Origin of the sequence: Jonquetella anthropi DSM 22815, assembly GCF_000237805.1 — a bacterium.
GTDB lineage: Bacteria > Synergistota > Synergistia > Synergistales > Dethiosulfovibrionaceae > Jonquetella > Jonquetella anthropi.
In genome coordinates this window covers 1540509-1554096 of record NZ_CM001376.1, presented here as the reverse complement: position 1 = coordinate 1554096, position 13588 = coordinate 1540509, and the positions used below count along the sequence as shown (strand labels likewise).

General features: G+C 59.4%; 13 protein-coding genes, 2 tRNA genes and 1 pseudogene. 9 read left to right on the top strand and 7 right to left on the bottom strand.

All coding sequences use genetic code 11. From position 1 onward, the window contains the following. Positions 1 to 28: 28 nt before the first annotated feature. On the bottom strand, positions 29 to 1204 hold the full coding sequence (locus JONANDRAFT_RS07260) for a CapA family protein (protein WP_008523380.1): 1176 nt from the start codon (positions 1202 to 1204) through the stop codon (positions 29 to 31). A gap of 12 nt (positions 1205 to 1216) precedes the next feature. On the opposite strand from JONANDRAFT_RS07260, the gene JONANDRAFT_RS08415 reads away from it, so the two are divergent. From JONANDRAFT_RS08415 to JONANDRAFT_RS08105, 9 genes and pseudogenes are all read left to right on the top strand, one after another. Beyond that, positions 1217 to 1360, top strand: coding sequence for a hypothetical protein (locus tag JONANDRAFT_RS08415; protein WP_231366882.1), 144 nt, complete (start codon positions 1217 to 1219; stop codon positions 1358 to 1360). A gap of 43 nt (positions 1361 to 1403) precedes the next feature. Continuing rightward, the gene (locus tag JONANDRAFT_RS07255; protein ID WP_008519607.1) at positions 1404 to 3035 is read left to right on the top strand and encodes a Na/Pi cotransporter family protein; all 1632 of its coding nucleotides are present in this window, start codon (positions 1404 to 1406) and stop codon (positions 3033 to 3035) included. A gap of 176 nt (positions 3036 to 3211) precedes the next feature. Beyond that, positions 3212 to 3997: an amino acid ABC transporter ATP-binding protein gene (locus JONANDRAFT_RS07250; RefSeq protein WP_008523379.1), complete on the top strand. Its 786-nt coding sequence runs from the start codon at positions 3212 to 3214 to the stop codon at positions 3995 to 3997. Next, positions 3994 to 5559 (top strand): ABC transporter substrate-binding protein/permease, encoded by a 1566-nt coding sequence (locus JONANDRAFT_RS07245; RefSeq protein ID WP_008523378.1) that lies wholly within the window; start codon positions 3994 to 3996, stop codon positions 5557 to 5559. The genes JONANDRAFT_RS07250 and JONANDRAFT_RS07245 overlap by 4 nt, the downstream gene beginning before the upstream one ends. A gap of 314 nt (positions 5560 to 5873) precedes the next feature. After that, the gene (locus tag JONANDRAFT_RS07240) at positions 5874 to 7328 is read left to right on the top strand and encodes a Na+/H+ antiporter NhaC family protein (protein ID WP_008523377.1); all 1455 of its coding nucleotides are present in this window, start codon (positions 5874 to 5876) and stop codon (positions 7326 to 7328) included. Positions 7329 to 7436: 108 nt separating this feature from the next. Continuing rightward, positions 7437 to 7625 (top strand): hypothetical protein, encoded by a 189-nt coding sequence (locus JONANDRAFT_RS08410; RefSeq protein WP_021775989.1) that lies wholly within the window; start codon positions 7437 to 7439, stop codon positions 7623 to 7625. Then, positions 7625 to 8800: an MATE family efflux transporter gene (locus JONANDRAFT_RS07235; RefSeq protein ID WP_231366883.1), complete on the top strand. Its 1176-nt coding sequence runs from the start codon at positions 7625 to 7627 to the stop codon at positions 8798 to 8800. Before JONANDRAFT_RS08410 ends, JONANDRAFT_RS07235 begins: the two co-directional genes overlap by 1 nt. 60 nt (positions 8801 to 8860) lie before the next feature. Beyond that, a pseudogene (locus JONANDRAFT_RS08530) lies at positions 8861 to 9091 on the top strand (helix-turn-helix domain-containing protein); the annotation flags it as partial. A 189-nt stretch (positions 9092 to 9280) separates the two neighbouring features. Further along, positions 9281 to 10501: an IS3 family transposase gene (locus JONANDRAFT_RS08105; protein WP_233417397.1), complete on the top strand. Its 1221-nt coding sequence runs from the start codon at positions 9281 to 9283 to the stop codon at positions 10499 to 10501. Between the two features lie 104 nt (positions 10502 to 10605). Here JONANDRAFT_RS08105 and JONANDRAFT_RS07225 read toward each other — a convergent pair. The 6 genes from JONANDRAFT_RS07225 to JONANDRAFT_RS07200 form a co-directional block, all read right to left on the bottom strand. Further along, positions 10606 to 10681 (bottom strand) — tRNA-Glu (locus JONANDRAFT_RS07225). A gap of 1 nt (position 10682) precedes the next feature. Further along, positions 10683 to 10756: transfer RNA gene (locus JONANDRAFT_RS07220), tRNA-Gln, on the bottom strand. 146 nt (positions 10757 to 10902) lie between these two features. Then, entirely contained in the window at positions 10903 to 11238 is a 336-nt protein-coding gene (locus tag JONANDRAFT_RS07215; protein WP_008519582.1) for a carboxymuconolactone decarboxylase family protein, read from the bottom strand. Positions 11239 to 11284: 46 nt separating this feature from the next. Then, a complete protein-coding gene (gene cdd, locus JONANDRAFT_RS07210; protein ID WP_008519580.1) occupies positions 11285 to 12010 on the bottom strand; it encodes a cytidine deaminase in 726 nt (241 codons plus the stop codon). Next, on the bottom strand, positions 12007 to 12831 hold the full coding sequence (locus JONANDRAFT_RS07205) for a nucleoside phosphorylase (protein WP_008519578.1): 825 nt from the start codon (positions 12829 to 12831) through the stop codon (positions 12007 to 12009). The genes cdd and JONANDRAFT_RS07205 overlap by 4 nt, the downstream gene beginning before the upstream one ends. Continuing rightward, positions 12828 to 13550: a vWA domain-containing protein gene (locus JONANDRAFT_RS07200; RefSeq protein ID WP_008519576.1), complete on the bottom strand. Its 723-nt coding sequence runs from the start codon at positions 13548 to 13550 to the stop codon at positions 12828 to 12830. Before JONANDRAFT_RS07200 ends, JONANDRAFT_RS07205 begins: the two co-directional genes overlap by 4 nt. Positions 13551 to 13588: the final 38 nt, after the last annotated feature.

Genomic DNA, 13588 nt, shown 5'->3' with positions numbered 1-13588 from the left:
GTATATTGATAACGTCGTTGAAACCGAGTTATTTTTTCTCCGCCGGCTGAGCCGGAGCGGGGACGAACAGAGGGAGAACATTGAGGGAAAAATCCGTTCGGACGGAAGAGCTGGGCAGCGAGTCGCCTAAAAGTGTTTTCGTGCTTTCCGCCCAGACGGCGCGAAGTCTGGCCAGCTCAGCTTTGCTGAAGCCTGACGGGTTCAGCAGCGCGTCTCCCACCGAGACGACGGCCGCTTGAACGCCCCGGCCCTGCGGGCGAAACCGGACCCACGTCGGCAGAGCCGACGCCGTCACGAGCGTTCCGTGGGGCAGGGGCCAACAGTCCAGCTGGAGAATCACTCCCCAGTCGCGAGGGTGTGTTCGCTGGCAGGATATGAAGTTTCCCAGCGACCAAGCGACCAGCCCGCGCCGGATGCCTTGGGGCGTCTTGACGGTTCGGACTGCCACTGGCTGGACCACGTGGGGGTGGCTCATCAGCACGAGGTCAACCCCTTGGGCGATCAGACTGTCGGCCAAGTTGACGACGCTTTGCGGCGGCGTCAGCTTGTACTCAGTCCCACAGTGGACGAGCGCGGCAATCAGGTCCGGCCTCATTTTTTTCGCCGCGGCGATATCGGCGGCGACCGCTTGGGGATCGGACAAAAGGCCAAGGGCCCACGGGGCTTCCTTCGGCATGGAAATTCCGTTGGTCCCGTACGTCCAAGCGACGAAGGCGACGGTCATCGGCCCGACCTGAACTGTCAGTGGCTTTTGGCGGGCTTCCTGCGAGGCCCACGAACCCTGGTGGGCGAGGCCGACGCTGTCGAGGACCTTCAGGGTCCGGAAAAGCCCCGGCCCGTGTCGGTCAAGACTGTGGTTGTTGGCGGTGGAGACCAGATCGAAGCCGGCCTTTTTAACGGCGAGGGCGAATTCATCCGGCGTGTTGAAGCACGGATAGCCGGTGAACCGTCTTTGCGCTCCGCTCAGCGTCGTCTCCAAGTTGCCGACCATCAGGTCAGCCCGCCTGAGGTACGGGGCGATGAGGGCGAACGACGGGCTGAAGTCGTACTTGTCCTTGAGCGCTGCGCCGGTGATTTGAGGCTTGTGGGCCATCAGGTCTCCCGTCACGGAGATGCGCCACGGGCCCATTGAGTTCTGAGCCGCTTGGGCGCCGCAGGCAAGAGCTGAGAGAAGGAGGGTAAAGCCAATCAGCCGACGGAACACGGAGGTCACCTCATGATCGCCAAAATTTTTCTTCGTCAGTATAGCATTGCCGCCGGCAGTTCGCAGGGCAGAAAGAAATTGTTTCGCGATGAGCGGTTCGACGGAGCAGGGCTGATGGGCTACAATAGGAGTCGTGACGGGAAGAGCCCCTTTTGAGCGCACGGCGGAGGGGGACCTGAGCCGGAAAGGCGGGCAGGCAATGACCATTGACATCGCATTCAAGCTCTTGGGGGGCATCGGGCTGTTCCTCTACGGGATGAAACTTTTGAGCGACGCCCTTCAGGATCTGGCAGGGGACAGAATGCGTCAGCTCATCGCGGCTCTCACGAGTCGGCCATGGCGTGGCGTTCTGGTGGGAACAGTCGTCACAATGATCATTCAGAGCAGCAGCGCGACCACCGTCATGGTGGTGAGCTTCGTCCAGGCTGGGCTGATGCAGCTTCGTCAAGCTCTGGCTGTCTGCATGGGCGCCAACGTGGGGACGACGGTCACCGCCCAGCTTATCGCGTTCAACATCTCGGACTTGGCCTTGCCCTGCATTGGCGTGGGAATGCTCTTGGCTCTGTTCGGACGGAGTAAACGGCAGCGGTTTATCGGCAACGGGATCTTCGGCTTCGGCCTCCTGTTTTTGGGCATGAACATCATGAGCGACTCCATGGCGTTCATGCGGGACAGAAAGGAATTCTTCCTCGCCTTTTCAGATCATCCGCTGATGGGCGTTCTGGCTGGGACGGTTCTCACCATGATCGTCCAGTCGTCTTCTGCGACGGTCGGGCTCACTATGGCTATCGCCTCGCAGGGTTTCCTGCCCCTGTCGGCGGCCATTCCAATTCTTCTGGGCGACAACCTAGGTACGACCATCACCGCCGTTTTGGCGTCCCTCGCCGCTAGCCGGGAGGCCAAGCAGGCGGCGTTGGGCCACGTGCTGAACAAACTGATCGGCGTGCTGATCGTTCTCCCGTTCCTTCCGGCAGCCGAACATCTGATCGGCCTCACGTCCCACTCGATCGGGCGTCAGATCGCCAACGCCCACACGCTGTTCAACTTGGCCAACACGGTGATCCTCTTCCCGTTCATTACGCCTCTGACCCGGTTCATCCAAAAGGTCCTGCCGGCAGAGCCGCGGCTCGTGTACTCGGGCCCCCAGTTCCTCGACAACCGGCTGTTGGAGTCCTCTCCGGCAGCGGCCGTCGCTGCGACCAAGCAGGAACTGCTCCGCATGGGCCGATTCGCCCTCTCGATGCTCGACGATTCTCGGAGCGCCCTTTTGGAACGACAGAAAGACGCCGCCGAGCGGGTGGCTCAGACGGAAAAAATCGTCAACGAGCTCAACCGGGCTGTAGCGGAGTACGCCGCCAAACTGTGGCACACTCATCTGGCGTCGGAGCTTTCGTCCCTTTTGGCGTCTTACGTCAACGGCGCCGGCGACGTGGAGCGAATTGGCGACCACTGCACGAATTTAATCGAGATGTACGAGTACGTGGAAGAGAACAAGGTCTCGTTCTCCCCAATGGGCTACCAAGAGCTGGCCGGCATGTTCGATCTAGTCCGCCGCGCGGTGTCGTTCTGCTTGGACGCGTTTGACCGGGACGACATGGCTATGTCCAACGAAGTGGCCGGTCCGTTGGAAGATGAGATCGACCAAATGGAACAGAACTTGCGGGCCACGCACATCGCCCGTCTCAACGAGGGTGCGTGTTCTCCGGCGGCCGGCATTGCGTTCGTCGACGTGTTGAGCAATCTGGAGCGGATCGGCGATCACGCCCACAACGTCTCGCTGATCGTCCGGGACGAGATGAGAGCGTCGGGGAAAATTAAATCGGAAGAATAGGACAAGCCCGAACGGCCGAGGCCGTTCGGGCTTGTAGTTTGAGGCGTCTTCGTTATAATGAACCTGAACCAAAATCTCTCGGCCCGCGGACGGCACAGACCCGCGGCGTTCGGGAAACAGAGGGGCGAAACGGACAAAAAATCTGCCGCCGTCGGCGGCTACTGGAGGGTGACGGAGTGGAACAGTCAGCTGTCCCATTGATTCGCGTGACCGATCTTCACAAAGCATTCGAGGAGACCCCGGTCCTGCGCGGCGTGTCGATAGATATCAGCGAAGGGGACCTTGTCTCGATCATCGGCCCGTCGGGCTGCGGGAAGTCCACGTTTCTTCGATGTCTGAACTGCTTGGAGTACATCGATTCGGGGACGATCAGCATCGCCGGCGTCACTGTGACCCGCCGTGCCGGTGAGCCCATGAGCCGTGACTTTTTGGACGCGTGCTTCAGAATGCGTCAGGAAGTCGGCATGGTCTTTCAGAGCTTCAACATGTTTCCCCACAAAACGGTGCTGGAAAACGTCATGCTGGCGCCGGTGGTGGTGAAAAAGACCCCCGAGTCACAGGCCAAGCGCCAAGCGCTGGACCTGTTGGCGAAAGTCGGGCTTTCCGAGCAGGCGAGCCGGTATCCGGCCACGCTGTCAGGCGGTCAGAGTCAGCGGGCGGCTATCGCCCGGGCTCTCGCCATGTCGCCCAAGGTGATGCTGTACGATGAGCCGACCAGCGCGCTCGACCCCGAACTGGTCGGCGAGGTGCTGCAGGTCATGAAGGATCTGGACGGCGAGGGCATGACGCAAGTTATCGTCACTCATCAGATGCGCTTTGCCCGGGACGCGTCGGACTACATCGTGTTCATGGACGGCGGCGAAATTGTCGAGAAGGAAGACGGCGACGTGCTGTTCACGACGCCGAAAAATCCCCGGACGCAGAACTTCCTGCGCCACTTGACTGGGGTGGTGTCCGAATGAGGCGCCTGTTTCGACTTCTCGCCGGGGCGTTTGCCGCGCTGACGCTCTGCGCTGCCGGGGCTTGGGCGGCCGAAGACCTGCCGGAACTTCGCTGGGGCGGCGACAGCGAGGGAAACGTCCCCTACATGTTCGGCGACCCAGAGAACCAAGAACGCATGATCGGCTTTGAGGTGGACCTTGTAGAAGCCCTGTGCCGACAAATGGGCCGCCGTCCCGTCTTTGTCTCTAACGGGTGGGACAATCTGATCCCCGGCCTGAACTTAAAACTATACGACATGGCGCTCAGCGGCCTTGAAATCACGGCGGAGCACCGGCAGGCCGTGGACTTCTCCCTGCCGTACTACAAGACGTTCCTCCAGTTGGTCGTTCCCCGGGGCAACCCCAAGAAGATCGCCGACCTAGGAAGCTGCGTCGGTCAGACCGTCGGTACGCTCAAACAGTCGTACGCGTACGACACGCTTGTCGATGCGGGTGTGACCGATATTCGAACCTACGAGAACGAGATCAACGCCTATCAGGACATGGCCAACGGCCGGCTTGATGCGGTGCTCATGGACTCGCCGATCGCCATCTTCTACGCCGGTTTCAACCCCAATCTGGAGTTTGTCGGGGAACCCATCGGCTCGATGGAGTACGGCATTGCCGTCCGACAGGGCGACAGCGCGCTGAAGAACGAACTGAACGCCGCGTTGACGGCGCTGAGAGAGTCCGGTCAGCTTCGGGACATCTACGAGAAGTGGAACATGTGGACGCCCGTGATGGCGGATTTCTTCGACGACCACTCGCCGGCCCGGGTAGGGCACGACGGCTTTGACCGGTGGGCCTCGTTTCAGAAAGAAGGGCTGGGCTGGAAGGCCCGGTTTGACCGATACGTCAGTTTCCTCCCGGTCTTCGGACGGGCCGCGCTGGTGACGCTGCAGGTCTCGCTGGCGGCCATGGCCTTGGCGATTGTCCTCGGCATGGTTCTGGCCGTGGCGCGCCTCTTTGGCCCTCGGTGGCTGTCGGCTCTGGCTGTCGGGTACATCGAGCTGCTTCGCGGGACGCCGGTACTCATTCAGCTGTTTTTCATCTTCTACGGCCTGCCTAATGTGGGAATTAAACTGTCGCCGTTTGCCGCCGGCATCATCGGACTCGGGATGAACTACGCGGCCTACGAGGCGGAGAACTACCGCGCGGGGCTCATGGCCGTCCCCCGCCAGCAGATGGAAGGCGCCTTGGCCCTGGGCATGACCCGCAGTCAGGCCCTGCGGCACGTGGTGGTCCCGCAGGCTATTCGGGTTTCCCTGCCGCCGGTCACCAACGACTTCATCTCGTTGCTCAAGGACTCATCGCTGGTGTCAATGATCACCCTCATCGACCTGACGAAAGCGTACGGCCAACTGGCCAACACGTATTACGACTTCTTCGGAATCGGCATCATGGTGGCGCTGATCTACTTCCTGATCGGCCTGCCGTTCGTCCGATTAGCCCGCTTTGCGGAGCGCCGCCTCGCCGTGGCCGTCAAAGGCCGGACGGCCCGAGGCGTGAAAGAGACGATCAAGGCCGCCAGCTACCACAATTAGCCTTCAGAGCGCCCGCTCTCGTCGGAGAGGGCGCTTTTTTGTGTCGATGACGCCCAAAATTTTCACAGGTCAACCGGGAATATTTTCAGCATAGATTGACAAAAAAAGATTGTTTCATTGGCCAGAAGAGAGTAAACTTTGTACCGTTACCGGCGTTTTGCAGGAGCACCCTCGAATCTGTCAGATGGGCTGAAAGGCCTTTGCGGCGCGCCAATCGGCGCCGGCAGAGCGGGGACGCGGCGCGCTGAGATAACGAGATCTCTTTTCCCGTCGGTTGGTGCGGAGAAGGAAAAGAGCCAAAGGAAGGGATAAGGGTGATCGCTTTAGTAAAGCTCAGTCCGATGTTCGTGATGGGCGCGTTGATGTTTTCGGGCATGGACATTCTGATCGTCGCGCCAATCGCGTTTCTGTACGCGACGATTATCGCGATGGTCACGGATCATTATTCGTTCGACGACCTGCTGAGCGCGGCGCTGGACAACTTAAAACACTTCCTGATCGTTTTCTTGATCTTGGAATCGGCCTACGCCGTCGCCGAGTGCTTTATGGCCACGGGCGTTGCGGCGTCAATCATTAACGTGGCGCTTCGGGCGGGACTGACGGCGAAGCTGGTCGCTGCGGTGGCCCTGTTAGTCACGGCGGTTCTGTCGGTAGCCACCGGGACGTCGTGGGGAACGTTTGCGGCCTGCGCGCCGATTTTCCTCTGGCTCAACCATATCGTGGGCGGAAACGTGCTGCTCACGGTGGGAGCCATCGCTGGCGGGGCGTGCTTCGGCGACAACATCGGGCTGATCTCGGACGCGATGGTGGTCAGCTCGGGTATCCAGAACGTCGCCATTATCGACCGGGTTCGCCATCAGGGGATTTGGTCCTTAGGGTGCCTTCTGATCAGTCTGGTTATTTTCTATCTGGTGGGCATGTGGAGTGACCTGCCGGAGACGACCGGCTTGGCGTCGGACGCGATCGCTCGGATTCCAGAGTCGGTCTGGACGCTGCTCCAAACCGAACGGCCGGCGGCAGTGACGCTGCTGAATCAAGTTAAAACCGGCGTGCCCCTCTATATGCTGCTGCCGCTCGTGGCCGTCTTGGGACTGGCTATCCGAGGGACGAGCACGCTCATCTGTCTTGGCAGCGGGATTATCTCGTCGCTGATCTGCGGCCTGTGCGCCGGGACAGTGGAAAACTTATCATCCTTCCTGTCGCTCGTTCAGGCTGGCTTTTCGTCCGCAGGAAACTGGACGATCGCGATGATGCTCTGGGTCGGCGCGTTCGGAGGGGTTATGAAGAAGATGAACGCTTTTGACCCGGTGGCCGACATGGTGCTGAAGCTGACCCATAAGGTCAGGCACCTGATGTTCTCCAACGCCCTGCTGTGTCTGATAGGTAACGCGGCTCTGGCCGACGAGATGGCTCAGATCGTCACGATCAGCCCGCTGATTCGGAGCATGACCGAGCGGAGCGTCGAGGGGAGCAAGGAGGTTATGTACAAGTTAGCGCTGCGCAACGCCACCTATGCCGACGCGATGGGGGTGCTCGGGTCCCAGCTGATCCCGTGGCACTGCTACATGGCGTTTTTCCTCAGCATTTCTCATGCAATCTACCCGCTGGGCGACGGGACGCTCACCGTATGGGGCGTCATTGGCCACAACTACATGGCTTGGGTCGCTGTGGTCTCCATGCTGGTCCTGACTTTTACCGGCTGGGATCGGTTCGTGCCGTTCTTCAAGATCCCCTCGGAGCCAGAAGTCCGGCTTCGGAAAAACGTCTAAAGTTTCCCCAACCGAGGCCGTTAGGCCTCGGTTTTTTTGCGCCCGCAGACGACTTAAGCGCTTGAAGTCGTCTTGGCTCTTTCGTAAAATCGAAAAAGGGGTGACGAAGTGGACGGAGAAGAACAGCGCGAGTTTGAACGGATGATCGAGTCGCCGATTCGACCGTTGATCCTGAGGCTGGCCGTTCCGACGATCATCAGCATGACCGTGACGGGCGTCTACAACACGGCTGATACCTACTTCGTTTCCCAGCTGGGGACCAGCGCTTCGGCGGCCGGGGCGTCATCTTCAGCTTGATGGCGATGATTCAGGCCATCGGGTTTACTCTGGGGACCGGAGCCGCCAGCGTGATCTCCCGGTCGTTGGGCGCGAGAGACTTGGACCGGGCGAACCGATACGCGTCGTCTTCAGTTGCGGCGGCGTTCATCTTAGGGTGTTTGACCTCGCTCATCGGGTATCAGTTTGTGGTCACCATCTGCCGGGCGCTGGGCGCCACGGCGACGGTTCTGCCCTACGCGGCGGAATACGCGGCGGTTATCCTGCTCGGGGCGCCGCTGATGACCTGCGCCTGCGTGCTCAACACCGGACTGCGGGCCGAGGGGAAGGCGAAGTTCGCCATGGCGGGACTCGCGTCCGGCGGGGTGCTCAACATCTTCTTGGACCCGCTGTTCATCTTCACCTTTGGTCTGGGGATTCGGGGCGCGGCGATCGCGACGGTCCTCAGCCAAGCGGTTTCTCTGGCCATCATGGCCAGTTGGTACCGCCGAGGCCGCAGCGTTGTCAGGCACCGCCTGTCGTTTGTCTCTAAGTCATTCGGGACGTACCTTGAAATCATCGAGCTGGGCTCCCCGTCGTTCTGCCGTCAGGGGCTGGCGAGCCTGGGGCTGGTTATGCTCAACATCGAGGCCGCTGTTTGGGGCGATGCAGCCCTTTCAGCGGTGAGCATTGCCAAGAAAATCATCATGATGGCCTTCATGGTCGGCGTGGGCATCGGGCAGGGCTACCAGCCAGTTGTGGGATACAACTACGGCGCCGGCCGATGGGGCCGAGTCAGGGATGCGTTTCTGTTCGTGACCGAGGCGACGTTTTTCTCGCTGGTGGTCCTCTGCAGTCTCATTTTCTTAGGCGCGCCGTCGATCATGCGCTGGTTCATTCACGATCCCCAAGTAGTTTCAATCGGCACCGAAGCCCTGCGCTGGCAGAGCGCCGCGCTTCCGCTGCTGGCGCTTAACTTGTCGGCCAGCATGACTTGTCAGTCGGTCGGCCAGAGCTGGAACGCCTTGGCCTTGGCGGTCTGCCGCAGCGGGCTCTTCTTTATCCCCCTCGTCCTGACTTTGCCGCGTTTCTTTGGCCTGACCGGTTTGGTGGCAGTGCAGGCCGTCAGCGACGTCTGTTCGGCGTTCATTCCCGTGCCTGCCATGATCGCGTTCCTGCGGGGAGTTCGCCGGCGGAGCGAAGAAGCGGCGCTGTAAGGCGGATTCGGTCGAGTTTTTGGCCTTTATCAAAAAAAGCTCCCGCCTCTTGAAAGTGATATGCTCCCCCCAAGTAGGACAGGGAAATATAAAACCTACTTGGGGGGTATTTCTATGCCCAGAAAAAGCAAGATAGACTCAGCTTTGAAAATATCTCTAGTTGAAAGCTATCTCCGAGACGAAATCAGCTGCACAGAAGCGACAAGGCAAGCGGGGCTTAGGGGCCGCGCATCGTTTAGGAGTTGGGTCCGGATTTACCAAAATGAAGGTCCCGGAGGATTGCTCGCTCAATCGAGAAACAGACATTATTCACAGGAGCTGAAATTGGCTGCCGTTCATGCCTATCTGAGCGGAGAAGGATCCTTAACGGAGACGGCGTATCGCTATGGCTTACGGTCAAAAGCTCAACTTCAAAGCTGGATACAGGCATATACTACTCATGGATGGATCCAATCGCGCACAAGCGGAGGAGGCAGCTCCATGAGAAAAGCCAGACAGACAACCCAGGAAGAACGCCTTGAAATCGTACAGTACTGCCTTGCTAAGGATAATAATTATGGAGCGACGGCGCTGAAATACGACTGTTCCTATCAGCAGGTGCGCAACTGGGTGCTCCGTTATGAGAGCATGGGCCCCGCCGGCCTTGAAGACCGTCGTGGACGGCGGATTGGAACCCTGCCAGCCCGGACACCAGAGGAAAAGCAGCGCCACAGGATTGCAGAACTGGAACGCAAGAACCGCGACCTTCAGATGGAGAACGACCTGTTAAAAAATCAGAGAGTTAGAGATGAAAGATCGCTCTCTCTGACTCGACATCCCTACAAATACCAAGCGATCAAAGAACTGACTGAAGCCAAGCACTACCCCCTGCAAAAGCTCTGTCAGTGCCAGCGGCTTTCGCGCAGCGCGTATTATCGCTGGCTTAAAGGTCCTGTCAGCTTCAGTGAGAAGTACAATACCGAGCTCTCCGAGAAGATCAAGGCCATTCATGAGAACCATCCGGATATGGGTTACCGGCGAATCAGGGACGAACTGGAAAGGAATCACGGCATCGCAGTGAACGATAAGCGGGTACTCAGGATCTGTCGCGGAGAGCGTATTCAATCCACGATCAAGTGGAGGCCAAAGAGCTGCACCAGAAGCAGCCAAGACCCTGCACATATCGCCAAAAACTATCTCAACCGTGACTTTCACGCAGACGCACCGAACGAGAAATGGCTGACGGATGTCACTGAGTTCAAGTATTACGTCGGGGGGAACGCTCACAAAGTATATCTGAGTGCCATACTAGATCTCTATGATCGCAGGATCGTGGCATATAAAATCGGCGAGCATAATGACAATCCGCTGGTTATGAGCACGTTTGATGAAGCTGTAGAGCGTGAGCCCGAGGCACATCCATTGTTTCACAGTGACCGAGGCTTCCAGTACACGAGCAAACAGTTCTCGGGGAGACTAAAGAGAAACCGAATGAAGCAGAGCATGTCCAGAGTAGCCCATTGCATTGACAATGGGCCTATGGAAGGCTTCTGGGGGATCCTGAAGCGAGAAATGTACTACAGGAAACGCTTCACCTCAAAGATGGATCTGGTGAAGACCATAGAGTCATACATCAGGTATTACAACACAGAGCGGTTCCAACGGAAATTGCATCTGATGACACCTGCCGAATACCATGCAAGCTTCTATACTGCGGCGTAAAAGAACCGCCAGCCGATTACTCGACTGGCGGTACGGGACTTTTTGATTTTTCACTGTCCTATTGACGGGGAGCAGACCAAAGAGGCGGGAGCTTTTGTAGTTAATGGCACTCTCTAGGGGATTCGAACCCCTGTTGCCGGGCTGAGAACCCGGAGTCCTGGACCACTAGACGAAGAGAGCATGGCTGGGGTACAAGGATTCGAACCTCGATTCCCTGATCCAGAGTCAGGTGTCCTGCCGTTGGACGATACCCCAACAAAGTCGGACGTAAATGACGGCACCCGTTCCAACGCAGGCTATCCTACCATGGAACCTTTTTTTTGGCAAGCGGTTTATTTTTCAAGCCGTCTGCCGCCTGTCCAGCTGGACGATGCCGCAGGCTTCCCTGTCAGGTCTGGGAGCTACTTTTTCAGCTGGTCGAACAGGTCGAGGACGATGCCGCCGTACGCGGTCGCCGGGCCGCCGCCCATCATGACGGCCACGCCGATGGCTTCTGCCAGTTCCTCTCTCGTGACCCCGGCGGCGATGCAGCCGCGGGTGTGAGCCTGAATGCAGGGATGGCACTTGACGATCACGGAGATCATCAGGGCGATGAGTTCTTTCGTCTTGACGGTTAAGGCGCCTTCCTTGACCACGGCGCCGTGGAGTGCGCCGAACGCCTTCATCACGTCGGGAGCTGCCTTGCCGAGAGCCTCTGAGCGGGCGCAGAGTGCCTGGTACTCGCTGTTGTCTGCCATTGAAAAACCTCCTTTGGAATATAAATGCTGATGTTTCAGTTATAGGTTAACCGCGCCGATATGTCAAACTGGCGTCCGGCCACAGGGTCGAAATGGCGCCGGCAAAGAGCATTTCCTCGCTGAAGCCGCCGGCCGTTTCAAAAAGGACGGCGCTTGAGACGGCTTCGGAAGAGCCGCCTCGGGCGATCAGCGCCGCTTGGACGGCCGTCACGCCCGGGTTATAAGCGGCGTTCTCAGCGGCACTGCCGCACCACACCGTTCCGCCAACGCCGCGCAGCGCCGCGCCGCGGCGGGCAGCGCTGTAGGGACAGTAGCTTTTTTCTGCCGCCTCTCGGGCCAGAGCGGTCAGCTCGTCCTCGTCGGTCAGCGGCCGAATAGAGACCGTCTCGTGTCCTAAAAATCCGGAGCCCTCTCGAAGGCTGAACGGGAAGGGCAGGAGGTCCTCAAGGCTCAAGGAGCCGTCGGGCAGAAAAACTTTTAACGTTTTGCGGCACGACAGCTCCCAGAGGAACTGTCGGCAGTGGCCGCAGGGCGTTTCTGTGACGTACAGCGAGTCGACCGCCCGTTCGCCGGCCTGAAAAGCTCTCGTCACAGCGCAGATTTCCGCGTGGACGGTCAAGGCCGGCTCGCAGCCCGGAAACTCGATGTTGAATCCTTCGTAGGCTCGGCCGGTTGATCCGACGGCGACCGCGCCGACGGGAAATCCGCTGATTGGGACGACGGCTCGTCGCTTGGCCGCTTCGATACGTTCGGTCAGCTTTTGTCCGGTCATCTCAGGCCGCCGTGCCAGTACGGTTTGTTCTCCCGGCGGCAGATCTCGTCCCGCCCGGCCAAGATGAGCAAGGCCTCGTTCGCCGCGGCGACGCTTTTTTCAATGCCCGTTTCGATCAGTTGGCCGGTTACCCGGTTGGCGATGGCCGTGCAGACGCAGCCGCTTCGGAGGCCGAAAAGCGAGCAGAGGGTGAACAGGGTGGCCGCCTCCATCTCGAAGTTCAGCACGCCCATGGCCGTCAGGTCGGAAATCAGGTGTTCGGTGGAGCTCGTCTTGAACCCGCCGAATCCCGGGCGGGCCTGTCCGGCGTAAAACGACGCGGTGGAGCAGGTGACGCCCACGTGACAGCGGTAACCGAGCCGGTCGCACGCCTCAATTAGCGCGGCAGTCACGTCGTAGCTGGCCGCTGCGGGATAGGCCGCCGGCGCGTACAGGTCGCTTGTGCCGTCGTGGCGGATCGCCGCGCAGTTGACGATCAGATCGCCGGGCTGAATCTCAGCGCGAAGGGCGCCGCAGGTGCCGACGCGGATAAACGTGTGAGTCCCCAGTCGGGCCAACTCCTCAATGGCGTTGGACGCCGACGGCCCGCCCACGCCGGTTGAGCAGGCTGTGACCGGCACACCGCGGAGCGTGCCGGTGAACGTTCGGTGCTCTCGGTTATTCGCCACGAGGCGGGCGTCGTCCCAGCCCTGAGCGATCAGGTCAGTTCGCGCCGGATCCCCGGGGAGTACGGCGTACGGGGCCGCGTCGCCGGGCTTGACGCGAATGTGGAACTGACACCCTTCCTGTTCGGGGCGTTCGGAATCGGACTTCCAGCTCATGGCTTGACCGGCTTTGAGTCATCATACTGCTGCCACTTGCCGACGTCGCCGGTAGAGCGGAAGTTTTTCACGGCTTCTTGGGCGGAGTCGAAGACGTTTTGCAGTCCGTTGGCGCTGGGTGCAAAGTCCATGGCGTTTTTTCTGCTGATGCCGATGGAAGATGCCTCTTTAGCGCTTTCGACGTTCGCTCCCATGTAGACGAACTCCCAGCCGCTCTTTCGGCAGTCGGCGATCAGCTTTTGAACCTGGCTGAGCCGGAACTCGACGCTGGAGTTCTCCTGTCCGTCGGTGACGATCAGGACGATGACCTTTTCAGACGCGCGGCCTTCTTCTTGGAGGGATTTCTTTAAATCGGAAACAGCTCGGCCGACGGCGTCGTACAGGGCTGTCGTGGACGTGGGGCTGTACTCCCGGCTTGTCAGAAGGGGGACGCGCTTCAGGTCAACTTGGCTGCCGAGTACCCGATAGGTGCTGTTGAACAGAACCGTCGTGAGCCGAGCCTCTCCGGGCTCTTTTTTCTGCTTTTCGATAAAGCTGTTGTAGCCGCCGATCGTGTCACTGGACAGGCCAAACATCGAACCGCTCTCGTCAAGGATGAACAGAATGTCAGTCGTCTCCGGTTTTGCTTTCGTTATCTGCCGTGGCTTCGCCGCAGCCGGCAGAGCGGCCAGCCCGACGAGAAGCGCGCAGCACGCGAGAATTGCACATAAACGCTTCATATCTTCACCACCTTGATTAGGAAAAATTTCTTAGCATA